Raw genomic sequence first — 22,608 nt, 5'->3', positions numbered from 1 at the left:
CGATGCTCTTCCGACGGATGTTTTGTCCGAATCGTTATGTTGCGATTGATTTTTACGGTTTGCTCTGGACAGCGACGGCATCCTGGAAATACTCCTCCAGGGAAATTCCCTTTTCCATGATCTCCTTCGCCATGCTTTGTCCGACGTACCGGAGATGCCAAGGTTCGTAGGCATAGCCGGTGATCTCTTCCTTGCCCTTGGGGTAGCGAATGATAAAGCCATGCTCCGCACAGTGGGCCGCCAGCCATTTGCCTTCCGGCGTATCTGCGAACGGCTCCTCCAATCGGGTCCGGGAATCGGCGCCGGATACATCCATGGCCAGACCCGTCTGATGCTCACTTTTGCCCGGGTTGGCACTGTAGCGGGAAGCGTGCTCGGCTCCCTGTGTTTTGACGTAGCCTTCAAACAGCGCCTTCTGTGTCCGGTAGGAGCGATAGCCCGATACTCCGTATAATTGAATACCATCTTTCTGCGCGGCGGCAAAAAGCGATTCCAGCGCTCTGGCGGCAGGCTCGCGAAGCAGTTTCTTTTCCGCCTTTCCAGCGAAGGGGAAGGGGACATTCGGCTCGACCAAACCGGCAGGGACGTAATCTGCAGGCAAGGAGCGCTGCTTGTTGACGACCACGGCCAGATCGGCCGGATTGGTGACGGTCGGGATATTGTTAACGAGTGCAATCGTCTCCTCGAGCGAACTCTTTACCGTCAGCTGCGCCGTCTTGCTCTGCCCTTGGTAATCGACGGTTATCTCCGCCTTGGAGCCGGTAGCGGCCTGCGCAGAGACCGTCATTTTGCCATCGGGAGTGATGGTGACCACATCTGGAGCAGAAGTCGTGTAGGTAATCCCGTAAGCATGCGGCAGGGCTTGTTCGCTGCCGGGGGCGAGGACCACCGATTCCGGGATCGCGCTCCAATCGATGGACGGGGCCTGCGGTGTTTCGGATTGCCCGTTTGAGCCGGGTGCTGCCGGTGTCGCTCCCTGCGCCGGTTCATTGGGCTGCGATTGTCCGCCGGAGCCGGAGATCCACGCACCGATATCACCTGCTTGACACCCTCCCAAAAGCGCGCCAGCGAGGACAGCTGCGACGACGAGAGCGGCGTGATTTTGCTTTTTCATTAGATGTGTGCCTCCTGGTTTCCGACAAAAATATCCTGTCTTTCGTCCTTTTACCTTACCATGTAAGAGGACGTATGAAAAGGAGCGAACGTTACGGGAATGATGGGTTCGGACGAAGATAAAAAAGGGAACCGAACCGGCTCCCTAGTCGCTTTGTCCCCATCAATCGATCGGACTGTCTTCTCTTTTTTTCCAACAGCTTTTACGGTTTTTGCAAGGAGACCACTGCTTCCTTAGCGTCCCATTCCACGGTATATCCCAAGCCCTCTCCCGCTTTTTTGACCGACAGGTAGGAGCGTCCGTTCAGACTGATTCGCTCGCTTTGGAAAGCGTCTGGATCTCCGCCTAACCCAAGCAGCAGTTTTTCCGCCTGGACATACGGCTCTCCATTCCAGAGCACGAGCTGTTCCGCCGTATACGGATAGACATGCCCGTTCACCTTGACGGCAAATGCCGCTTTTTCCTCCTTCGCCGGTGCCGGCGGCTCTGCCGATGTGAAGGCCACAGCGTCTACGCCGAGGACGGTCCCCTCCCGCGTATTGTCCGCGCCGCCGTACATCCGCCCGGTTTCGAAGTCGTAGATGACTGCCTGCACATTTCCGATATTTTCGGGCGCTGGCCGGAATCCGTGGCCCATCGCCATCAGCTGGAGGACCACATCCTGATCGATGCCCGCCTCCCATGTGACGGACGGATAGCTGCTGGAGAAGATGCGCGGCGAGAGGATCGCCTCGCGGATCGGCATGTCATGCTCCAGCACGTTTAGGATCGTCTGGGAGACGGATGCGATAATCGTCGATCCGCCCGGTGAACCTACGGCCATAAAAGGCTTTCCATCCTTCAGCACGATCGTCGGGGTCATGCTGGAGCGAGGCCGCTTCCCTGGCTCCGCTTCATTCACACCGCCAGGCACGGCGTCAAAGTCAGTCAATTCATTATTCAGCATGAAGCCGTATCCCGGCACCATGATGCCGCTGCCGAATACATCCTCGATCGTCGTCGTGTACGAAACCAGGTTGCCCCATTTGTCCATGACGGAAAAATGCGTGGTTTGCTTCACTGGCGTTACGTCGACCTGTGACAGCGCCTTGACCGCCTTTTTCCCTTCGTACGGCCAGGGATCGCCCGCCTTGACCTCGCGATTGACCCGGTCGGGCTGGATCAGCTGGCGCCGTTCTTTGATGTACTCCTCATGCAACAGTCCTGTTTTCGGCACGGGATAAAAATCTTCGTCGGCCATGTAGGCCGCCCTGTCCGCGTAGGCGAGGTGGTTAGCCTCGATCAGGCGGTGCAGATAGGCGGCAGAGAGCGGACCGTCCTTTTTATTGTCAAAGCCCTCCATCAGCTTAAGAATCTGGATCAGCGTCAAGCCGCCGGAGCTGGGAGGGGACATCGAGACGATCTCATAGCCGCGGAATGTTCCTTTTACCGGCTCCCGCTCGACTACCTTGTATTTCTTCAGATCCTCCATCGTCATGGCGCCGCCCGTGCGGTTTACTTCCTTCACCAGCGCCTCGCCAATTTCTCCCTTGTACAGGACATCTGTCCCTTTTTCCTTGATCAGTTTGAACGTCTTGGCCAAATCGGGCTGAATCAACAACTCTCCCTCAGCCAGCGGTTTGCCGCCGGGAACGAACACTTCGCCCGCCGTCTTGTGTTTCAGCAGTTTGTCCTGGGAATCGGCGATGTGCCTCGCATTGATCCAGTTAACCGGCACTCCCTGTTCCGCCAGCCCAATCGCCGGATCGATCACCTGGGAGAGCTTCATCGTCCCGTATTTTTTCAAGGCTGTATCCAGGCCGAGCAGCGTGCCGGGCACGCCTACCGCCTTGCCGTTGGTATGGCGCTCATCAAAAGGGATCGGCTTCCCTTCGGCATCCAAAAACATGCGGGGATCCGCCGATTGCGGCGCCATTTCCCTGCTGTCGATCACCGTGATTTTTTTCTGTTTCTGCAGGTAGATCATCATAAAACCGCCGCCGCCAATACCCGACATCTGCGGCTCGACCACGTTCAGCGCCAGCTGGATGCCTGCTGCGGCATCGATGGCATTTCCTCCCTGCTGCAAAATGTCTTTGCCCACTTGTGCGGCCGCCGGGTGTGAGACCGCGACGATCCCTTTGGTCGCCCCTGTCTCGCCACTCGGTATGCCCGGTACCTGCGCATGCACTGGAGAGGCCAGAAGCAGTAGAGCCGCTGTTGCGGAAACCAGCGCTTTTGCCTTTGCCTTCAAGCTTTCTCTCACCTTCACCCTCCTCACCCTTTCGCTGCCAATTATGTAACCCTCATCCTCTATTATAATTTTGAATATTCCGACCAGTCAACGTGGAGAAAGTCTTGTCTTCATCAAACATCCCCGCCCCGCATCACGGAAAGAGTCTTCTTTCCCATCAGCGGGGCGGGGATGGCTTCGTTTCTCTCCATTACGGCATAATGACCAGATTGCTCGATACTCGTCGCTCTTTGCCGTCGGAGGGACGGTTCAGCAGCTTGCCTTTGTAGTAGAAGGCACTGGAGCCGCCGCCGTCCAGATTGTAGGCATCGACGACGTGAAACTCCTGCAGCTTGCGCTGGGCTTCCTCCAGCGTGACGCCGTTGCTCCAGCCTTTGCGGCGGCCGTCAATCACGATCAACAACAGATCGCCATTGTCGAAGTGACCGATCAGCGTGCGCGGCTGACGGGCATTGGCCCACTCTTTGGGGATCGGCATCCGCTTTCCGTTTTGCAAGAGGGTCGGCAGAAAGCTGGCCCCCTGGAGGATGCCTTTTTGCGTAATTTCCTCCTGGGAGTTGATTTTGCCTCCGACCAATCTCCCATTTTTGTTAAACCCGACAAAGCTCAAATTGGAATTCGTTGAAAACGTTCGAATCTTGCCGTCAACCACCGTAGTCCCGATCGGAACGAGGTTTCCCTGCTTGTCCCGCATGAAACCGCCTGCGTTGATCGCCAGCACCGCTCCTGTCCGCTTGGCGGCCTGGCTGGTCGTCTCGCCGCGGCTCTTGACGGAGTCATTGGCGAGCACCATGCGGAGCGCGTTCGGATTGCTCAGCCGCACCTTGGCCATGTAGCCGCGGTAGCCCGCTTCCTCCAGCGAGTACACCTTGATCGTCGCATTCTTTCCAAATGTCTGCCCAATCGGATTGCCCAGCATATTGGAGAGGATCGTATCCAGGACATCCGCCGATTTTTGCGTTTGCGATTTGCTGGCTGCCAGCAAGTTCTGAATCGACTGATTCTGCTTCTCGAATTCTTCCTTTTCCTTTGATGCTTGATCGCGTATCTCCGCCAACAACGCTTCCGTCTGGCGAAGCTGATTCTTCGTTTCGTCCAACTGCTCCGTCAAGAGAGTCACCTGTTGGTGAGACTCCTCTGCCGCGAGAGCCAAGCCGTGATAAGGCAGCTGGTCCACCGGATTGGCCTGGGAGAACGCCAGTAAAAAGCCTACAGCCGGTGCGAGCAGAAGAGCAAAAAAGCGGTTGATCTTACCAAGCACGAGCGGCATCCTCCAGTTTTTTCAGCGATGCTTTCAGATCGGCCAGCTGCTTGTTCAGTTGGTCTATCCGATCCTGCAGCGCCTGTTTCGTCTGATTCGTGCCTCCCAGCGTCTCTCCGGTGAGCTGCAGTTCTTCCTCGATGGCGGCCAGTCCGTCCTGCACCGTCTTCATCTCATCGTGAACCAGCGTGAGCTGCTCCTCCATGGTCTTCATCTGCTGCAGATTTTGCGACTGGACCTCTTCGATCCGCTGCTGGACCAGGAGCTGCTGCTTGTCCAATGTGTGGACGGCAAAAGCGTACCCGGCGTATGCCAGTCCTCCCCATAAAGCAACCGTCAAGACGATGGGCAAGACCGAGCGCTTCTCCTCCGACTGAGGCTGAATCGCGTGGAACAAACTTTTAAAAAGTCCTTTGCGCTTTCTTCTCGTCTGTTTGCCTTGCTCGGGCATGCGCAGCGTCGTGGATGGTGATGATGAAGCGGACATGATCTTGTCGTTCATCAGATCGCCCTCCTTTCCTATGACAAAGGATGAGGTATTATTATAACATAAAACAAAATTCGACACCTACCTGGGGGAAAAGATCAGGACGATGGTCCTGATCTCGCGAACTCCCTCTTACCTGCCGATCTTCCACTCTTCGCTGAGCTGCTGATGCAGCTTCAACAGAAAGCCGATCGGACGTGCCTCCGCCGCTTCCGGCAGCACCCATTGGAGACGGGTGCGGAAGCGCCGGACGATCTGCAGCGCCAGCTCGATCCTCTTGGCTTCCGAGAGGGACGGCAAACGTTGGACAAAGGTGGACAGGAGATTCCAGTCTTCCCGGGTGATCGCCTGTTTTTGCCGTTCATCGAGAATTAGCTCTGGCACTCCCTCCTGCCATTTTTCCATCTGTCTGGCCCATTTTCCGCGAGCTCGCGAGCGGGCGGCAGACGCATGCTCCACGACGACGATGGTGCCGGCTACGAGATCTCCGATTCGTTTGTCCCGCGGGTGGAAAAAGCAGACGAGGCTCCCCAGCAGATAGCCGGACGGCAAAGAATCGATGATCCGAAAGAGATTGCGAATTACAGCGGCCAGAAAGGTGAGGGACTGTCCGTTCTCCTGGATGACGCGAATCTTCATCCAGCGCTTCCCCGGCGTCTGGCCGGCGCGGAAGTACTCCCAAAAAAAGAAATAGCCGAAGTTCAGGAGAAACAGCAAAATCATCATGATGGCAATGGAGTAACTTTCCATCTCATCCAAAAATAATGAATCATTCCCGAAAACAACTATGCCAAACAGGATAAATACAGTAAGATTAACCAAGAGAAGCAGCCCGGTATCAATCAACTGGGCTGCCGCCCTGCTCCCCAATCCCGCTGTCTGGAAACGGAGCTGAACGTGCTCGGGCGTCACGATCGCAACCTCCCGTCCCGCCCGGCTGGACATATTTTGTTCACTCATGCTGATAGCTTCACCCTTCCTTTACGATAGAGACTCGCTTCTGAATCAGCGAAAGGAGGCCTTCCGTGAATCTGACTTCATTTTGGCAGTCGCATAAAGCCACCTGGGCCGAGCTCGACCGGCTGCTGGAACTTTTTCAAAAGCGTCCCCGGACGATCGGAGCGGAGGAAATCGACCGCCTGACCCTGCTCTATAAAAAGGCATCTGCTCATCTGGCCTACATCCGCACCTACTATCCCGATGACGAGGTCACTCATTATCTCAATCAACTAGTCGCGCGGGCCCATAATACCGCGTACCGGCAGCAGTCCAGCAGCGTCGGCCAGCTGTCCCGTTTTTTCTGGGACCACCTGTATTCCCTGGTGCACCAGCGCATCCTGTTTATCGGCCTGGCCGGACTTCTCCTCGTGATCGGGGGAATATCCGGATTTGCCGCTGTGTTGATCGATCCGTTGAATCTGTACTACGTCTTGCCAGACGGCATGGCTGCCCAGATCGATCCCAGCCGGCTGGGAGAGGGACATGACTCGATCAACAGCCCCATCGTCTCCACGGCGATCATGCTGAATAACATCAGGGTCGCCTTTCTCGCCTTTATCACCGGGGTCACTCTTGGCATCATGCCGGTTTATCTGCTGTTTTTCAACGGCCTGATCGTCGGCGCATTGGCTGCCGCCTTCTACCAGGCAGACAGCAGCTACGCCTTCTGGGCCTACATCCTGCCGCATGGCGTCATCGAGCTGACGGCCATCTTTATCGCCGGAGGAGCGGGACTGCACATGGGCTACCGCCTCCTCGTACCCGGTATGTACCACCGCAAGCATCAGTTCCTGGTGGCGGCCAAAGAATCCGCGCAGCTCCTGCTCGGCACCATGCCGCTCTTTGTCATCGCGGGCATCATCGAGGGGTACATCACCCCTTCGTCCCTGACGCTGGAGGCCAAATACGGTGTCGCCGCCCTGACGCTGGCAGCCCTCGCCGGCTGGTATCTCTACGGTCTGCGCCGCCATCGCCGGCAGCAGTCCCTCGGCCGCGGTCAAAGCGCCTCTCTCGACTTGATCTCCAAATAGGAATTGACCACCGTAAGTGTCAACTGATCGGCCGGAATATCCAACACCTGGATGCCCGCGCCGGTCATTTTTTGTTGAAACGCTTTGCGGTCCAGCTGGAAGCGCTGCGCCAGTGCCTTGACATAAGCGATCCGGCTGTTGCTCGCAGCCGTGCGGCTCCAGTCGTGCAGGAGCGGATCCGCCAGCGAGAGCAGCAGCAGCAGATGGCTGCGCCTCAGCCGCCACAAATAGGCGCCCAGTTGGTCCTCCAGCAAGTAGTTCTCCATGTCGGAGAAGAGGACCATCAGACTTCTCCGCTTCTGCTGCCTGTGCAGGTATTCGAGCGCCAGAAGCGGGTTGGACTCGACAAAATCGCTTTGCAAATCGTACACAGCCTCGATCAGTGTATGGAGATGGCCCAGTCCGCGGCCGGGCGGCACATAGGTTTTGATCTCGTGGGAGTAGGCGAGCAGCGCCACCTGATCGCCCTGCCTCAGCGCTACCGCCGCCAATGTCAGGGCCGCTTCCATCGAGAGATCCAGCTTGGTCCTCCCGTCCAGCTCGACCCCCATCATCCGGCCGCAATCGAGCAGGATGGTCAAAACCTTGCCTTGTTCGGGACGATACTCGTTGGTCATCAGACGCCGTCCCCGGGCAGAGGCTGACCAGTTGATATAGCGGGGGTCGTCGTCTGGCACGTATTCGCGGATCGCGTGAAATTCCGTGCCGCTTCTCGTTTTCAGCTGAATTTTTTTCCCGTCGACGATCAGGCTCTCCTGCAGGGATTGGAGATAGCCGCGGACTGTCGAGAGGTCCGGATATACCTTGATGTGCTGCTCGTACGCCAGCTTCGCCTGCTTTTCCCACAGACCCAGCCTTCCTTGACAGCGCAGATAGAGGTGGGAAAACGTGTACAATCCCCGCTCGCTTCCCTTCGTCACATAGGTGACGATCTCCCGCTTCGCCGACAGCACGCCGGCCACATCAGGCGGACGCTCAAAAGAAAAAGGCAGGTCATCCCGCAAGCGATAGGGAACCGGTTGGCCGCTGTGATTTTCCAGCACGAGCGAGACGGTGAGCTCTCGCCCGATATCCGTCTGCTCCGGCAGGATGCGGGCGACATTCACCTGCCCTCGGCGCGGCATCGAACGCCAGTCCAGGATGCTCGCCAGCAGCAAAAAAGCATTGTACAGCCAAAACAGCGCGTATCCCAAACCCGCCAGCGCCCCCAAAGCAGCGGCCACGGAGCCGCCTGCGAGCAGGAGAATCAATTTGCGGGTAGGCAGGATGCCATTGTCCAGCAGCCGATTAACGAGGGACCGGAATGGCTGCGAGCGTTTCATCGATGATGTGGTCACTATTGCCCCCCTCCAATTCCACTTGTGGCGCTACGATCAGTCGGTGGCGCAGCGCCGGGCGCGCGACGGCCTTCACATCATCAGGCGTGACATACATGCGGTTGTCCAGCAGCGCCCACGCTTTGCTGGCCATCAAGAGGCCGATCCCGGCCCGCGAGCTGGCGCCGAGCAAGAGACGCTTCGTCTCCCGCGTCTTGCGGATGATCGTCGTAATATAGGCGAGAATCTGCTCCTCCACCACGACCTCCGCCAACCGATTGCGCTGCGAGAGGATCTCCTCCAAGCTGCACACGACAGCGTCTTCCTGCTTGCTTTCCGAGAAAAACGGCACGTGCTGGCGCAAAATCTGCTGCTCCTGCTCCTCGGACGGATAGCCGACCTGCAGCTTAAATAAAAAGCGGTCCAGTTGAGCCTCCGGCAATACGTATGTCCCCTCGTATTCGACCGGATTTTGCGTCGCCATCACAAAGAAAGGGTCGGGCAGCGGATAGGTCACCCCGTGTATCGTCACCTGGCGCTCCTCCATCGCTTCCAACAGAGCCGCCTGCGTCTTGGGCGGGGTCCGGTTGATCTCGTCCGCCAAAAGCAGGTTGGAAAAAATCGGTCCTTTGAGCGTTTCAAAGGAGTTCTGCTGCATGTTGAAGACGACGTTGCCGATAATGTCGCTCGGCATCAAATCCGGCGTAAACTGAATCCGCCGGTACGTGCCGCCCACCAGCTCCGCCAGCGTGCGCACCATTTTTGTTTTGCCAATCCCCGGCACGCCCTCCAAAAGGACGTGGCCGCCTGCCAGCATGGCTGTAATCAGCAGCCGAATATTTTTCCGCTGTCCGTATACCTTCTTCTCCATCTGTTGCAATAATTGCTCCACTTTCCGCTTCACTCCTTTTCCAAACGCTTGGTCACTTCGTCCAACAGCCTGCTGTCCTGCACTAGCCGTTTGGGCGTGTAATCGCGATCCTTTTTCGCCGCCTCCAGTCTGCCGAGCGCTGTGCTCAGCATCACGGCCTCCTGCTCCGTCCAGTGATTCCGTGCGGTGCGGACGATCTCGTAATCCGTCGTTCCCAGATGCAGCCCCCAGCGTTCGAAGAGGAGCTGCCGCAGATGCGCCTCGCGGATGTGCAGCGCCTCCTTGGCCAGCCGCCGTTTTTCGTACCAGCTGGCAATCGCCAGCAGCGTCTCGTCTCCGCGACGGACGATCCACTCCCGGCGGGTATAGACCGGACCGAACCGCTTGCCCTGCCACCAGATCCAGAAGAGCAGCGCCAAAGCGAGCTGGGTCAGGGTGACCACCAGCCAATCCGGATAGATCGCCAGGATTCCGGGCCGCTCCTGATAACCGTGGTGGTACTCGTCTATCCAGACGACGCTCCAGTCCTGCACGAGGTACGGCCAGATCAATTCAAAGTGCTGGTGCTGCTGTATCCGGCTGTTCGTCAGCCAGTCGGGCACCAAAAACAGGCTGACACTCCCCGTTCCCACTTGGGCGCGCCCCGCGAGTATCCCTACCTGATCGGACAGCAACGGCTCGATCTCCTCAGAAGCCGCCAGCCGCCAGCTCGCATCGGCCTCACCCGTGCCGCCGCTCTCCAACAGCGCGCTGTCCACATGGCGGGGCTGTGCTTGGTACTCCGGGAGATAATCCGCCTCCAGATGAATGTCGCTCCAGTCATCGGGCTCGGTCTGAAAGACGAGCAGGTCATTCCCTTTTTCCACCCATGCCAACAGCTCTTCCTGCTCTGTTTCCTGCAAGCGGTAAGGCTCGATCAGAATCAGGGCCTGGTTCGTCCCCTCCGGTAGATAACCCGTCGGCTTTCTCCACTCTCTCAGAGCCGCCTGCTCGTGGCCGAGCAATTCCGCAAACGCCTTGGTGCCGTTCGGATTGGGGGAGAAGGAGACATACGCCGGATAGGCGGGATGTGCGGGCCGGAGCAGCAGCAAGCCCACTGCCAGAAACAGCAGGACTGTCCCTCCTGCCACAAGCCGGAATCTAATGGCGCTGTTCATGCAATCCCTCCCCGTCCAATCTCCTCTCCATCTCCGTGACGGCTTCCCAGAACACAGCGGGCTCCAGCTCTGCTCGTCCGTACCATGCCTGTTCGTAGAGCCGCGCATGTTTGCGGAAAAACGGTTCCCACTCTGGCTGGCGGTCGTATATTTCCTCGGCGTATTCCCAATTCGTCTTCCATGTTTCGATGCGGATCCACGAGCGCTCCTGCATGTAGCTGAGCAGGGCGAGGAAGGAGCAGCGCAAGCCCTCGCGCCATTCCCCCTGATTCCCTTTTTCCCTCGCCAGCCGGAGATAGTCTGCGTGGGTCCGGGTAACTTCTTCATAGGTCAACAGCTGTTCGTCGCTTCGGCTGGTCCGCACCATCCGCCGCACGCCTATGTACAAGAGGGCGGCAGCTCCAGCCGCCGCCGCCAAAACAATCACCCAGGACAGCACGCTTGCCGTCCCCGGGCTCACTTCGGCTTTTTGCAGCAAGTCGCCAAGCGCATCGAGGATTTTTTCCCATGCGATGTCGAGCCAGCTCTCCCCAGGTTCCTCAATTTCCCGAAACTCTTCCCGGGCCAGGATCTCCCGAAGCTTTTCCCTGTCATCTGCAAGCTGTCCCGGATCGATCATGGCCTCTCATCCGCTTCGCCGCCGACCGGTACCGGCTCTGATGCTCCCTGCTCTTGCAGCAAGGCTTCCACGTCCGTGCCATCATGACGCACTTTCAGGTCGAGGTAGGCCAGCGCGTAGACGATCATCATCCACGGGGTCAAGAGGCATGTGAACAGAATGAGCAGCAGCTGTCCGAAAATGGAAAAGCCAAATACGGCTACCAGCAGAGCCTGGATGCCTGCGGATAACATGGTGTAGATAACCGTCAGCACAAAGTACAAGGCAAGCAGCCGCCAAAAATTCCCCTTGGTCAGACGCCAGCTGCGGCCGATCCCGATTCCGTCCCGCTCGATGAGGACCACGGGGAGGTAAAACGCCCAGCGCAGCAGGAAAAAACCCGGCACGAGAAAAAACAGGGCGATAAACAGGATGCCCGCCAGTATAAACAGGACAATCGCCAAGATCGGATTGACGGTATCCAGATCCTCCAGGAAAACGCTCCCTACGCCTACGCCAAGCATGGCCAGGAGAAAAACGACCAGACCGATCAGCAGCACGACGCCGATTGCGATAAGCCCATAGACCGCCGTGCTGCCCACGATCGGCCAAAAGCGGGAATAGGATTGCTTGATCGCTCCTTTCAACGTGACCGGCTCGCCGTAGACAGCCCCTTGGGTAATCAGGACGGCGGCTCCCTGCATCTGCGGGTAGACCATCAGCAGACTGATGGGTGTAAACAGCAGGAGGTAAATCAATATTTTCCCGGTGCTATCCGTGAGGGCAGCTTCTTCTCCTAAAAATCGATTTTGAAAAAATTCCTCCAGACTGTTCGACTCATTTTCCGGTACAAACAGCGGCATGTTGCTCACATCGCTCAGCAGCACTTCCTGCAGCAATAAAAGGGGAGCAAACAGGATCAGCACCAACAGAAAAAAAACTTTGAAATGTTGGCGATAGACCGAAAAGCTCCGGTCCAACAGGCTCCCCACTCCCATGGGTTCAAGCCGCTTCCACTCCATTCTTGAAACCTCCAGCAATTCTGTATTTTTGGATTACCCGATTATTATACACGATTTTCCTCTTTTTTGAAAAAAACCGCTGATTCTGACAAAATTTGTCGGCGGCAGGACAAAAAAAAAGCCGGCTATTGAATCAATAGCCGGAGATGTAATACGTGAATGCTTTTATTATAGGAAAAACGCAGATTGATTTCCTTCGTAGGTTGTTGGCAATGCAGGTAAGTTTGCTCTCGATTGGCGATTCTATGAAAAAGCGGAAGAGGCAAACGGCAGAGGAATGATATTCCCTCCCTGATAGGCCGGGTCATGTCCACTCGGTGATGAGCGACATCCCTTCCTGCACCGGCTGATTCTCCTGCGGGTTGGCCGATCCCTCCTCCTTGCACCGTTTGTGCAGCGATGACAGCAGACTGGCCTTGCGGATCAGATCCCGCAGCGAGCAGGCAAAAAAATGCGGCTCTTCCCATCCGTTCACATACCCGACCGCCACTGACACCTCCACCTGGTCCACTACCAGAGGCTTCGTCATTGCTTGCAGGCAATGGTTGACCCGCTCTTCACCGGCCAACGAGATCATGATAAATTCATCTCCCGCGTACCGGCAGAGATAATCGCTTTTTTCATCCACCAGGGAAGCCAGCTTCTGCGACAGCAAGCGGATCACATCATCCCCAAAGGGGTGGCCGTACTTCTTGTTGATCTGTCCAAAGTCGTTAATATCGACGAAGATCAGGTGAAATGGGCGTTCTTGCCTCAGCAGCTCTTCTCCGACATAGCGGATATACGGAGCCCGGTACAAGCCCGTGTGCGCATCCATCGACTCGGACAGCTTTCTCATGATTTCTTCGCGCGTGACGAGGCCCTTCATCTCGCCATCCTCCATGACGAGAATCCGCTCGATTTCATGTGTCTGCAGCAAGGAATGGACATGCCAGATGTCGTCATCCGGTTTGACGGAGACCGGTGCCGGTGTCATTGCATCGGCCACAATTCGGTTGGGGTGGGATGACCGAATATCCCGCGAGGTCAGGATGCCTTGAACCTCGCCGTGATCGACGACGATCAGAGACCCGATTTTCCATTCATTCATCTTCTCCGAGGCGAAGGCAACGCTTCTCTCCGACGAGATCGTGTGAACGGAAGCCGTCATGATGTCGGCAACCTTCATAACAAGTCCACCTCCCGTTCAACCGATATGGCTACTTTCAACTCGGAGCGAAGCACCATGGTGTCGCTGATCATGTTTTCCGCTTCTTCGAGAATGATGTTGATCAGCTTATCCTTGTCCAGCATCTGCATCAGGGTATTGCGAATGAGTACGGCCTCGATCCGGGGATGATCAATTTTCAACAGAGTAAATTGATCCGGCGACAGCGCTTCTGCCATTCTTCTTACCGCCTCCGGACCGATTGGCGCTTTTCTGCCCACAATCAGGATATCCTGCATCGGCGGCACCTCAAATTCGGATATGCGGATGGAGAGCGCAGCTTTCCGTGAATATCTGTTGCGATCAAACATACTTTTACTCCTCCAATATTTGTCTGTTACATGTATCACTTTTGAGCCGTCCCGGCCTCCCCAGGTAGTATCCCTGCGCGATGGAGACGCCGAGGGCCGCAGCACGACTGTAGTCTTCTTCCTGCTCGATTCCCTCCAGAATCAGGTGGGCTTCGCCTTTATCGAGCGCGATCATAAAACCGCGTTTTCTGAGCAACGCGATCCTGCGGATAAACAGCGGATTCATCCAGATTTTTTGTTCGAGGATCGATTCATTGATTTCCAATACGATTCTTTTTACATAGGGTCGGTACCGACTCACGAGCCCGTCGATAAAACCAGGGAAATGTTCGTCAATAATGGTGGATGGATAAATATTGACAAAAAGCAGTTCCTTTTTTTCCTGCAGCCGCTCCGCGAAAAAAGCCTGGATTGCTCGCAAGATCGACAAGGTGTCCAAGTGAAAAAGCTTCTGTTGTTCCATCGCTTTCTGGCTGGGGATGTACTGCGAATCAGTGCTTCATAGCCAATTGTCCGTTTCTGGGGAAGGTGACAAATCGGCTGGAATACGTGGTAGAATCGTTGATTCTCGATAAGCTCTGCAATGCTATCCATCGTCCTAACCTTCCTTACATCGTTTGATAATGAGTAGGACCTCACCTTTTTATGCCAATCCAGTCGTTTCGTCTGTGTTGTTGGTCTCCTCGGAACTGACAATTTGGGTATTTCGTCTCATTTCCCTTTCGATTTTATATGACAAAATAAACCAATATCCCTATTTATTCGATAGCTGTTGCCTAATCCCTTTTCGAATTTTTCCCGATTCGAAAACTTTCGCTTCTCCTTTCACACACATAAAAAACCTTTCTCAACCGCTCTGCGGTGAAGAAAGGTTTGCTTGGCTGTATGGCTGCTGGATTTACGTCGGGATCACATTGCTTTTGCGCGTCGTCACGATGTGATGCCCAACCGGAAGGCCTCGCTCTTGCAGCTCTTCGGAGGTCAAAATTTGGAGCGTCTCACTTTTGCATGGCATTGGCATCAGACCGCCAAGGGGACTCATCACCCGTCCATTTGTATCTGTCTCAATCACGACATACAATCCCTTGCTCTCCAGCTGACGGATAAAGTCCGTCCAGCTTTTGGCGCTCATGTGCCCGACGTGCTTCGTGAAAATGACACCCATTTCCTGTGCTAACATGTACGATCTCCTTTGGTTCCCATCCGAGTAGTGATAGTTGAGACATCCTAACGATACAAGGAACGCAACCGTTTGGCAAAATGCGTTTTCCGCAGAAATCTGCGAAAAAATCTTGTTTTTCCTCGCTTATTGATCTGAGAGTCTCACCACGTCACTACACACCGCTTTTCACCTTCCGCCGCAGCTTTGCTCCGCTTGCCTTCCGTCTCGCCGCTTCAGCGGTAGCTGATCGCCTGTTTTCCCAAGGCTTCCCAGCTTTTTTGCAAAGCCGAATGAGGCACCCGCCGCTGTTTTTTTGCCGTGAGCGGAGCGGCTCCAGGTCTTTTTTGACCTGCCGGGCGAGGGTCATTTTATCCACGGGATGGCCGGCGAACTGCAGCAGCATCGCCAGGCTGGTCACCTCGCAGCCGTTTTTCAATTCCGGTTTTTGCGCGATGATCGGCACATCCAGCATCATGTGCGCGGGTCTTGCTTTTGCTTGCCCGGTTGCAGCCCGGGGCGCTGACTCCTGTAGCTGGCGGTGTTGGGTGCTCTGCTGGGATTGGCGGATACTCGCCTGGCCGTCCGGAGGCGCGACCTGCGACGGTTCTTTCATCGGCGCTGCCGTGCCGCAGGCTGTGAGCAAAATCACCGCGCCGACCAGCTTATGGACAATCGTGGCATTCACAAGAACAATCTCCTTTTGTTTTACCTAGAGGGTTCCCGGCCGCCCGATCTTCCATGCCTGCTTTGGGACGCACATCCTAGGAGTTGGTTGCCAGCTCCACCTCCAGCAGACGGGAAAAGGGAATCCAGACGGTCTGGCCTTCTGTTTGCAGCTTCATTTTCCCCAGCGCCTGATCGATATGCGCAACCGTTCCGGTCAGGCGGCTCGCCTGCGTCCCGTCGTAGTAGACGAGCGTGACAGGGCTGCCCGTCTGCCGGGCCTCCCAGATGCGTCCGCTGAGCGCCGCCAGCTGCTCCTCGTCTCGTTCAGGGGGAACGTAGCGCCGCTCCTCCGCCTTGATTCGGTTGTACAGCTCCCGGTGTTCGGGCAGCACAAATCTCATCGCACCCATGATGTTGTCCTTTTTTCGCCCCATGCAATTCATCACCCATTTAAGAACGTTCGTTCCCATTATACCCTTTTCTTATTGTTATAACAACTTTGTAAACCAGACCTTTACCCGGCACTTCTATCGAAGACAGGTTTCATTTGAAAAATTGCAGATAACCCCGCAATCCCTATAAATGTGGCTGCTACTACATATGTGCTTTTCACCCCGAAAACATCGGTTATAATCCCCATAAATAGAACAGAAATTCCAAATGTTGCATACATCATGGTTGCTTTTGCTGCAAACACTTTCGGTAGTATCCCTTCTGGTGTACTCTCTTGAAGTATGGTTTGTTGGGCGGTATCCCGTAATTGGGTAACGGCTCCTAAAATAAACGACAGCACGAGTGCAAAGATTGGATTTGATACAATTCCAAAAACGAAAGTCATAATACTGATGGTAAAAGCTCCGAAAATTATGAAAAAACGTAAATAAGAATTAGTGTACCTTCCCAAGGCAACAATGGCGGTTCCTCCTACGATTCCCCCCAAGAAAAAACTTGCGTTTATAAACCCCCACCACTCTTCACCTTTATGAAGGACGTCACGAACATAAACAAACAATATTGCCGCAATCCAAACAGCATTAACCAAACCTTCAAGAAAATCCATTAGGAAAATGGCGCGAATAGTTGGGAGTCTCCAAATTGTTTCCCATCCCTCTTTTAGCGAATTCCATGGACGTTTTTCCTGTGCTTCCAATTCAGCTTTCTGTTTTACAGAGCCAAACACTACTTGATTCTTTAACGAAAAAAATAGCATTGAGGATAATATAGAAAATATGAATGTAACCCAAAGTAGTTTTGTATCACCTACAAAAACAACTAGATAACCTCCAAGAAACCACCCCATCAATTGAACACTCTGATCTAAGGTAGACAAAAGGCTATTTGCTTTAAGTAACTCATTTTTGTCCACCAAGTTAGGAACAAGTGAATTCCTGATTGGAGCCGCCCACCCTTCAAAAAATGAGAGCAGGAAGGTCAGTATAAGAAAAAACGGAATAACAACAATTTGTTTAATTGGATAGAGACTACAAATTGCAAGAACCAAAAACAATATTGACTGTAGCAAATTTGAAAACTTTAGCACGGCTAATGGATTATAACGGTCAATTATAAGCGGTGCCACCATTCCACTTAGCAAGCCTGCACTTACACGAAAAATTGGAACTAAACCGGCTACTACTGTTGAATGCGTCAAATGAAACACAATCGAAATTAAAGCAACAATAAAAAAAACATCAGCCAAATAAGAGAAGAATTGTCCGATTAACAAAAAATAAAAGAATTTATTTTTCATACACGTATCTTCCTTTCTTTGTAAAGTGGAATTGGTATGTATCACACCAGCAATCCCTCACTTTATGTCGGATTATAAAATAAGAATAACCCCCATACTATATTATGGGAGTTATATCATCAATTGGGAATATTTATTATCTCACTTCTTTTTACTACGGATCGCCATGCGCAATGGACCCGTTACTGGTTCCGACTGATCATGAATCGCCATGCGCAGTGGACCCGTTACTGGTTCCGACTGATCATGAATCGCCATGCGCAGTGGGCCCATTGCTGGTTCCGACTTATCATGAATCGCCATGCGCAATGGACCCGTTACTGGTTCCGACTGATCATGAATCGCCATGCGCAGTGGACCCGTTACTGGTTCCGACTGATCGTGAATCGCCATACGTAGTGGGCCCGTTGCTAGTTCCGACTGATCATGAATCGCCATACGCAGTGGGCCCGTTACTGGTTCCGACTGATCGTGAATCGCCATACGCAATGAGTCTCCCTTTACGTTTTCCATATACATAAACCTCCATTCACTAAATTTATTTGTGTAGCGCAGTATTATTAATATTACTCCGAATCAACAAAATGCATATTTACCCAAATTTTAACATAAGATCAGACTGTAAAAATACTTTTGGGGGAATGATGATGGGAGTTTTCACCAAAATAGACAGAGTTGAACTGAACATGCTTAGATTTATGAAGAACCATTTGAACCACAATTTTAACGCCAGAAAACTTCTTGCAACTAACGAATCATATCTATCTATACCGCTAGACGAGCTTATTTTACCTCAGCAAAACTTTGAAGTTGACAACCAACTTTATTTTCTCAATAGTAAAGAGATTTCGTGTAACATTAAACTTATTGCAGATGTTTATGGTGATCCACTAAGCACCGTAAAAGATAACTTTTTTCACGTCGTAAACTGGCTTCAGAGTTCCAATATTCCACATATAAATAACGGTATTCTTCTTGACTTTGGTAGCAAAGCACTTGTTTCACATCTTATTTCAGAGAGAATGATTGATGAAGAGGATACATTAGGTGATCAACATCTATTTAATCAAGATGACCAAGAGGTCATTAAATCAAACATGCAAAAGGCGCTTAAGCTAATCCATATGCTAAATCCTGACCTCCACAGCTTAATAAATCAGGTAATTGGAACGATTTGCTTCTGTCGCAAAAAAGGTTATGGCGGAGGCACTGTTTCAAGTTTAATAGGATTAATTTGGTTTAATCCACAACCTAATTGGACTGTTATTGATTATGCTGAGAATCTCATTCATGAATTTGTTCATAATAGCGTATTCATTGATGATATGATACATGTTATCTTCCCAGACACATCCAATCTGACCGAGAAAGAAGCTTTAACCACCTCTACCATTTTAAAAATTAAAAGACCAATTGATAAAGCATACCACTCTGCTTGCGTGTCAACTGCTTTAATGTATTACTATTACCTTCTAAATGACCAGAAAAGAGTCAACGCTCATTTTCAACCACTTCGTAACACTTTAGCTGAAATTGTTACTAAAAATCCAAAATATATTGCTTCAAGGGGTAATCTAACAGTTCAAGGCATGATAAATTTTTCTAATACTTTAAACTTCGAGAGTATCTCTAAATCCTTGTCATGTCCAGAACCCATATTCTGACAAACCACTTTAAAGGGGGCAAATTCCACTTAGATTTGCTCCCTTTCTTGTTATGCCAATGCTATTCATTGATGGGTTTGCAGTAAGCAAGATGATGTATCTTCCGGTAACACCTTGTCACCTGTCTTCTGGGCTCCTCTCTGGGGCGCCGCATCCTGCATCGCCATCCACGAGCGGGCCAGCTCCTGACACTGGGCCCGGAGGACTTCGATGGAATAGACGGCTTCCTTTACATACCCGCGATGCCGGTACTGGACCACATAAAAGCCATCCTGACGGGTGGCGGTCAGACAGCGGCATCCCTGCTCCTGCAGCTTGCGGCGCAGCCGATGATGCTCCCTCTCGGCCCAGCAGGAAATCTCTTCAAAAAACCACTGGTAGGAGAGTTTCAGCGGAACGGTCTGCACCCGGCCGCCATCCACCATCGCCACCCGGAACAACAGGCCGAAGAGCACGTACAGCCGGAGCAGCTCTTGTTCGCCTTCGCAATCGTGCGGGTGGCCAGCCGTCATTTATAGTGCCCTCCGATCTTTCTCGCCCGCTCCCGCGCCTGCCCTGCTCTCAGGGTGGACACCGCCCGCAGAATGGCATCCGGGCCATAGCGGCTGCGAATATCATCTACCGCGCGGGCGAGCGAGCGCTGTTTGTGGGTATCGGTAAAGAGATTGAGCTGCACCATGTTGTCGGGAACCAGCTGCTCCAGATTGACCCCGACGCTGCGCACCGGAGTACCCTCCCAATGCCGGTCGAACAGGCGGCAGACCGCTTCGTACAGGGTCATGGCGTCATGGGTCGGCTCCGGCAGCTTCAGCTGGCGGCCAAAGCCCGTCGGGATGTCAAAATCAGCGCCCCGGCAGCCGACGGAGACCACATGCCCCATCATCTCCTTGCTCCGTGCCCGGCGGCATACCTCCTCGCACAGCTCCAGCAGCACCACCTTGATATCCGCCTCCGTATGGTAGTCGCGCGGCAGCGTCATGTGATGGCCAATTCCTTTTTGGGTCTCATGGGTGCGCAGCGACACGGGGGAATCGTCCAGACCGTGGGCCGTCCGCCACAGCACCTCGCCGTTTACCCCCCAGCGCTTGGTCAGCACCGCGGGGGAGAGCTGGGCGAGCTGCCCGATCTGGTAGACGCCCATGCGGTGAAAATGACGCTTCATCCGCGAGCCCACGCCAAACAGCTTCTCGATCGGCAGCTTCCACAGCGTATCCGCCAGCTCCTCCCGCTTCAGCCAGAAGATGCCCGGCTCCTGCTTCTTGGCGAAATTGTCGCAGGCCATTTTGGCCAGCACCTTGTTTTCGCCAATCCCGATCCGGGAGGTGATGCCCGTCTCCAGCCGAATGCGCCGGCGGATTTCCTCCGCGATCTTCCACGGATCTCCAAACAGCCGGACACTTCCCGTCACGTCGAGAAACTGTTCGTCAATCGAATACGGCTCCACCAGATCGGTAAACGACTCGAGAATCCGCGTGATTTGCACCGCAATCCGCATGTAGGTCTCCATCCGGGGACGAACCACCACCAGATGGCGGCATTTTTGCTCCGCCTGCCACAGCGCTTCGGCGGTGGTCACGCCGTAGGACTTGGCGATCGGACAGGCAGCCAGTACCACCCCGCTTCTCCGCTCCGGGTCGCCCGCCACCACGACCGGCTTGCCCTCGAGCTCCGGATGAGCCGCTTTTTCGATACTGGCGTAAAAGCTCTGCATGTCAGCAAGAAAAATAATCCGTCCGTTTTCATGGGACATCAGAACCATCTCCTGAGTAGGAACAAATGTTCGTTTTTATATTCTGTTTTTATTATAGCAAACAGATGTTCGCTTTTATACCCAGGAGATGAAAAATTGGGCTGGAAATTGTAGGGACTTGGCCCTATTTAAAAAGGCAAGAGCAGCAACGGTACGGCCACAACCAGAAGACAGACACAAACGAAGCCACTCTCCGAATCGGAGAAGTGGCTTCTTCATCACTGTTGTTTAAGATTGTGACTCCGCAGATAGAGCCATTTGCCGTCCTTGCTCCCACCCATCAAGCTTAGCCCCACGGGCAGATCGGTGATCAGGATCTCGGACTTGTTCTGATCCGCGTCAAAAGCGACGATATCGATGACGGACCCCCCCTGGCCGTTGCCCCTGTATTCGGGATACACATACGTATGGCTGCCTGGGAGCCATACCCCATGGCCGGAAAGATCCGTCACTCGCGTCGATCCCTTGTAAATGCCGCCATTCCAATACATCTGATAAAGGCCGTCATCCGATTCGATGTAGCCGGACCAGGCGTCGCTCGGGACTGGCGCTGTCCACGGGGTGAGCGCCCCTGTCTTCCAGTCATAGCGATGATTCAGCTCTTCCATGCTGTCTGCGCCTTTTCTCATCCGGATCGTCACCTGCTGGCCGTTGTCCTGAAAGGATACGGGCAGGACTACATTGTCCAGATCACTCGTGATGACATAGCCTTTCACTCCGCCGGCGATGCGCTTCTGTTCGCCGCTCTCCAGGTCGTGGATCACGAGATCGTAATTCTCCTTTTGCTCCTCGGCTCCCACCGCCATGATCAGCTTGCTCCGGTCGCGGCTGAAGTCGGCGCCGTGGACGAAGCCATTCACCTCTACCCGGACGGCTTTTTCCCGGTCCGGTACGGTGACGCCTTCCTCCGGTTCAGAGAAAAAGAAGCCGCGCCGATCCGCATAAAAACGGCCTTCTCCCCTGTAGGTGGTCATCAGCTCCACCGGGTAGTGCGTGATGCTCTCCTGCTCCGTGTCGTAGATGGCGTACAAGCGCGGATGACGAGCGTCGCATTCACAGTACTCGGTAAAACGCTTCAGCAGTACATAGCGCTGGTCGGGATCCAGGAAAATGTCTCCCCAATTCTCGACGGAAAACCTCGTCAATTGCTCCCGCTGCTTGCCGTCGAGGGAGACCCGCCAGATTTGGCTGGGCGGCAAGACCACAGCCAAAAACTCCGGCGGCTCCGCGAGCACCTTTCCCGAAAGCGTGCGGGCACCTTTTACGTTCAGCCGATACTCCATGACGCCTTCTTCTGACTTCGCCTTCCCCGGCGGCGTCGCCCGCACCTGCAGCTGCCTGTCGTGGAACCAGCGGAAATCCAGCTGCGGTTCGACATACCAGTAGAGGGAAGTTTCATCGTCCGCCTGCTCCTTGAGGGCTTTCTCTACGCTGCTGCGATCCATCGCCTCCCGGAAAAACAGCGTATAGGTCTGCGCTCCGACTCCCACTGCTGTCCGGATCGGCGATTCCAGCCGCGGCTCCTCATCCAGCCGGATGACCACATCGTCTTTCATCGCCCCGTAATCATAGGGAACCTCCTGCGTCCGCCACTCTCCGACAGCGCTCTCGCCAGGGGAGTGCGCAGGGGATTCGCCGGCGGCCGTTTCTCCGGCAGTCGCTTTGCCGCCCTGTCCCGGCTCGGCCTCTTGACCGCCATCCCCAGCGGGAGGCTGCATGCCGATAGAGGTATTGCATCCTGTCACAAGCAGCGCCCCCAGGAGAACACACACGGCGGCCTGTGAACGCATCAATCGTATCATCGCTGACGCTCCTTTTTTCAAAGCACTGTATTTTCCTGTAAGACGGCGGGGACTTGCTATTCGTTACAGCTTCCTTTGCCGGGGGAAGAACCTGGCCTTGCCAAGCGTTTGCGAAGCCCCATGCTCCATGGATCCAACAAAAAAAGCCCTTTTCGAGTGCAATCACTCGAAAAGGGCTCTCCTCGCGATCGGCCCGGCACCGCGGGA

23 protein-coding genes are annotated in these 22,608 nt (G+C 54.2%); 3 read left to right on the top strand and 20 right to left on the bottom strand.

The window, feature by feature from the left end:
* Window positions 1-52: 52 nt before the first annotated feature.
* The 5 genes from JD108_RS09370 to JD108_RS09350 all read right to left on the bottom strand — a co-directional run bounded on the left by JD108_RS09370 (window position 53) and on the right by JD108_RS09350 (window position 6,055).
* Window positions 53-1,114, bottom strand: a complete 1,062-nt coding sequence (locus tag JD108_RS09370) for a M15 family metallopeptidase (RefSeq protein ID WP_228728363.1) — start codon at window positions 1,112-1,114, stop codon at window positions 53-55.
* Window positions 1,115-1,316: 202 nt separating this feature from the next.
* Window positions 1,317-3,347, bottom strand: a complete 2,031-nt coding sequence (gene ggt / locus JD108_RS09365; protein ID WP_407649429.1) for a gamma-glutamyltransferase — start codon at window positions 3,345-3,347, stop codon at window positions 1,317-1,319.
* Window positions 3,348-3,537: 190 nt separating this feature from the next.
* Complete coding sequence (locus tag JD108_RS09360) at window positions 3,538-4,608, bottom strand: phosphodiester glycosidase family protein (protein ID WP_407649407.1); 1,071 nt, start codon at window positions 4,606-4,608, stop codon at window positions 3,538-3,540.
* Window positions 4,598-5,110 carry a hypothetical protein gene (locus JD108_RS09355; RefSeq protein ID WP_198829553.1) on the bottom strand — a complete coding sequence of 171 codons (513 nt, stop codon included), beginning with the start codon at window positions 5,108-5,110 and terminating at the stop codon, window positions 4,598-4,600. The genes JD108_RS09360 and JD108_RS09355 overlap by 11 nt, the downstream gene beginning before the upstream one ends.
* A 117-nt stretch (window positions 5,111-5,227) precedes the next feature.
* Window positions 5,228-6,055, bottom strand: coding sequence for an RDD family protein (locus JD108_RS09350; protein ID WP_198829552.1), 828 nt, complete (start codon window positions 6,053-6,055; stop codon window positions 5,228-5,230).
* A gap of 65 nt (window positions 6,056-6,120) precedes the next feature.
* Here JD108_RS09350 and JD108_RS09345 point away from each other — a divergent pair, with 65 nt between their 5' ends.
* On the top strand, window positions 6,121-7,125 hold the full coding sequence (locus JD108_RS09345) for a stage II sporulation protein M (RefSeq protein ID WP_198829551.1): 1,005 nt from the start codon (window positions 6,121-6,123) through the stop codon (window positions 7,123-7,125).
* Here JD108_RS09345 and JD108_RS09340 read toward each other — a convergent pair.
* From JD108_RS09340 to JD108_RS09285, 12 genes are all read right to left on the bottom strand, one after another.
* Entirely contained in the window at window positions 7,092-8,462 is a 1,371-nt protein-coding gene (locus JD108_RS09340) for a DUF58 domain-containing protein (protein WP_198829550.1), read from the bottom strand. The genes JD108_RS09345 and JD108_RS09340 overlap by 34 nt on opposite strands.
* A complete protein-coding gene (locus JD108_RS09335; RefSeq protein ID WP_198829549.1) occupies window positions 8,413-9,333 on the bottom strand; it encodes an AAA family ATPase in 921 nt (306 codons plus the stop codon). The genes JD108_RS09340 and JD108_RS09335 overlap by 50 nt, the downstream gene beginning before the upstream one ends.
* A gap of 8 nt (window positions 9,334-9,341) precedes the next feature.
* Complete coding sequence (locus JD108_RS09330; protein WP_198829548.1) at window positions 9,342-10,469, bottom strand: DUF4350 domain-containing protein; 1,128 nt, start codon at window positions 10,467-10,469, stop codon at window positions 9,342-9,344.
* Window positions 10,453-11,088, bottom strand: coding sequence for a DUF4129 domain-containing protein (locus JD108_RS09325; protein WP_198829547.1), 636 nt, complete (start codon window positions 11,086-11,088; stop codon window positions 10,453-10,455). The genes JD108_RS09330 and JD108_RS09325 overlap by 17 nt, the downstream gene beginning before the upstream one ends.
* Window positions 11,085-12,089 (bottom strand): glycerophosphoryl diester phosphodiesterase membrane domain-containing protein, encoded by a 1,005-nt coding sequence (locus JD108_RS09320; RefSeq protein ID WP_198829546.1) that lies wholly within the window; start codon window positions 12,087-12,089, stop codon window positions 11,085-11,087. Before JD108_RS09320 ends, JD108_RS09325 begins: the two co-directional genes overlap by 4 nt.
* 304 nt (window positions 12,090-12,393) lie before the next feature.
* On the bottom strand, window positions 12,394-13,257 hold the full coding sequence (locus tag JD108_RS09315) for a CBS domain-containing protein (RefSeq protein WP_198829545.1): 864 nt from the start codon (window positions 13,255-13,257) through the stop codon (window positions 12,394-12,396).
* The gene (locus JD108_RS09310) at window positions 13,254-13,607 is read right to left on the bottom strand and encodes a hypothetical protein (RefSeq protein WP_198829544.1); all 354 of its coding nucleotides are present in this window, start codon (window positions 13,605-13,607) and stop codon (window positions 13,254-13,256) included. Before JD108_RS09310 ends, JD108_RS09315 begins: the two co-directional genes overlap by 4 nt.
* Before the next feature lie 4 nt (window positions 13,608-13,611).
* Window positions 13,612-14,046, bottom strand: a complete 435-nt coding sequence (locus JD108_RS09305; protein WP_228728362.1) for an EAL domain-containing protein — start codon at window positions 14,044-14,046, stop codon at window positions 13,612-13,614.
* Window positions 14,047-14,505: 459 nt separating this feature from the next.
* Complete coding sequence (locus JD108_RS09300; RefSeq protein ID WP_198829543.1) at window positions 14,506-14,787, bottom strand: hypothetical protein; 282 nt, start codon at window positions 14,785-14,787, stop codon at window positions 14,506-14,508.
* 154 nt (window positions 14,788-14,941) lie between these two features.
* Window positions 14,942-15,454 carry a C39 family peptidase gene (locus tag JD108_RS22675; RefSeq protein ID WP_323958414.1) on the bottom strand — a complete coding sequence of 171 codons (513 nt, stop codon included), beginning with the start codon at window positions 15,452-15,454 and terminating at the stop codon, window positions 14,942-14,944.
* Between the two features lie 76 nt (window positions 15,455-15,530).
* Window positions 15,531-15,869 carry a YolD-like family protein gene (locus tag JD108_RS09290; RefSeq protein WP_228728361.1) on the bottom strand — a complete coding sequence of 113 codons (339 nt, stop codon included), beginning with the start codon at window positions 15,867-15,869 and terminating at the stop codon, window positions 15,531-15,533.
* Window positions 15,870-15,949: 80 nt separating this feature from the next.
* On the bottom strand, window positions 15,950-17,185 hold the full coding sequence (locus JD108_RS09285) for an MFS transporter (RefSeq protein ID WP_198829542.1): 1,236 nt from the start codon (window positions 17,183-17,185) through the stop codon (window positions 15,950-15,952).
* A gap of 123 nt (window positions 17,186-17,308) precedes the next feature.
* On the opposite strand from JD108_RS09285, the gene JD108_RS09280 reads away from it, so the two are divergent.
* Together JD108_RS09280 and JD108_RS09275 are read left to right on the top strand one after the other, a co-directional pair.
* Window positions 17,309-17,584: a hypothetical protein gene (locus JD108_RS09280; protein WP_198829541.1), complete on the top strand. Its 276-nt coding sequence runs from the start codon at window positions 17,309-17,311 to the stop codon at window positions 17,582-17,584.
* A gap of 242 nt (window positions 17,585-17,826) precedes the next feature.
* Window positions 17,827-18,849, top strand: coding sequence for an aKG-HExxH-type peptide beta-hydroxylase (locus JD108_RS09275; protein ID WP_213086153.1), 1,023 nt, complete (start codon window positions 17,827-17,829; stop codon window positions 18,847-18,849).
* A 65-nt stretch (window positions 18,850-18,914) separates the two neighbouring features.
* Here the strand turns inward: JD108_RS09275 and JD108_RS09270 are convergent, their stop codons facing one another.
* The 3 genes from JD108_RS09270 to JD108_RS09260 form a co-directional block, all read right to left on the bottom strand.
* Entirely contained in the window at window positions 18,915-19,361 is a 447-nt protein-coding gene (locus tag JD108_RS09270) for a YhjD family protein (protein ID WP_228728360.1), read from the bottom strand.
* Window positions 19,358-20,599 (bottom strand): DNA polymerase IV, encoded by a 1,242-nt coding sequence (locus tag JD108_RS09265; RefSeq protein ID WP_198829539.1) that lies wholly within the window; start codon window positions 20,597-20,599, stop codon window positions 19,358-19,360. Before JD108_RS09265 ends, JD108_RS09270 begins: the two co-directional genes overlap by 4 nt.
* A 218-nt stretch (window positions 20,600-20,817) precedes the next feature.
* Entirely contained in the window at window positions 20,818-22,401 is a 1,584-nt protein-coding gene (locus JD108_RS09260; protein WP_198829538.1) for a hypothetical protein, read from the bottom strand.
* Between the last annotated feature and the right edge of the window lie 207 nt (window positions 22,402-22,608).

The sequence above is a fragment of the Brevibacillus composti genome, from assembly GCF_016406105.1.
In the GTDB taxonomy this organism is placed as follows: domain Bacteria; phylum Bacillota; class Bacilli; order Brevibacillales; family Brevibacillaceae; genus Brevibacillus; species Brevibacillus composti.
The sequence above is the reverse complement of the archived record's forward strand: the minus strand, read 5'-3'. Positions and strand labels throughout refer to the sequence as shown.

What these genes read in the sequence shown, in the direction of transcription:
- JD108_RS09315 (WP_198829545.1), bottom strand. Translation starts at nt 13,257, where the DNA reads ATGAAGGTTGCCGACATCATGACGGCTTCCGTTCACACGATCTCGTCG.
- JD108_RS09320 (WP_198829546.1), bottom strand. Translation starts at nt 12,089, where the DNA reads ATGGAGTGGAAGCGGCTTGAACCCATGGGAGTGGGGAGCCTGTTGGAC.
- JD108_RS09265 (WP_198829539.1), bottom strand. Translation starts at nt 20,599, where the DNA reads ATGTCCCATGAAAACGGACGGATTATTTTTCTTGCTGACATGCAGAGC.
- JD108_RS09310 (WP_198829544.1), bottom strand. Translation starts at nt 13,607, where the DNA reads ATGTTTGATCGCAACAGATATTCACGGAAAGCTGCGCTCTCCATCCGC.
- JD108_RS09290 (WP_228728361.1), bottom strand. Translation starts at nt 15,869, where the DNA reads ATGGGGCGAAAAAAGGACAACATCATGGGTGCGATGAGATTTGTGCTG.
- JD108_RS09325 (WP_198829547.1), bottom strand. Translation starts at nt 11,088, where the DNA reads ATGATCGATCCGGGACAGCTTGCAGATGACAGGGAAAAGCTTCGGGAG.
- JD108_RS09350 (WP_198829552.1), bottom strand. Translation starts at nt 6,055, where the DNA reads ATGAGTGAACAAAATATGTCCAGCCGGGCGGGACGGGAGGTTGCGATC.
- JD108_RS09260 (WP_198829538.1), bottom strand. Translation starts at nt 22,401, where the DNA reads ATGATACGATTGATGCGTTCACAGGCCGCCGTGTGTGTTCTCCTGGGG.
- JD108_RS09270 (WP_228728360.1), bottom strand. Translation starts at nt 19,361, where the DNA reads ATGACGGCTGGCCACCCGCACGATTGCGAAGGCGAACAAGAGCTGCTC.
- JD108_RS09300 (WP_198829543.1), bottom strand. Translation starts at nt 14,787, where the DNA reads ATGTTAGCACAGGAAATGGGTGTCATTTTCACGAAGCACGTCGGGCAC.
- JD108_RS09370 (WP_228728363.1), bottom strand. Translation starts at nt 1,114, where the DNA reads ATGAAAAAGCAAAATCACGCCGCTCTCGTCGTCGCAGCTGTCCTCGCT.
- JD108_RS09355 (WP_198829553.1), bottom strand. Translation starts at nt 5,110, where the DNA reads ATGAACGACAAGATCATGTCCGCTTCATCATCACCATCCACGACGCTG.
- JD108_RS09275 (WP_213086153.1), top strand. Translation starts at nt 17,827, where the DNA reads ATGATGATGGGAGTTTTCACCAAAATAGACAGAGTTGAACTGAACATG.
- JD108_RS09330 (WP_198829548.1), bottom strand. Translation starts at nt 10,469, where the DNA reads ATGAACAGCGCCATTAGATTCCGGCTTGTGGCAGGAGGGACAGTCCTG.
- JD108_RS09285 (WP_198829542.1), bottom strand. Translation starts at nt 17,185, where the DNA reads ATGAAAAATAAATTCTTTTATTTTTTGTTAATCGGACAATTCTTCTCT.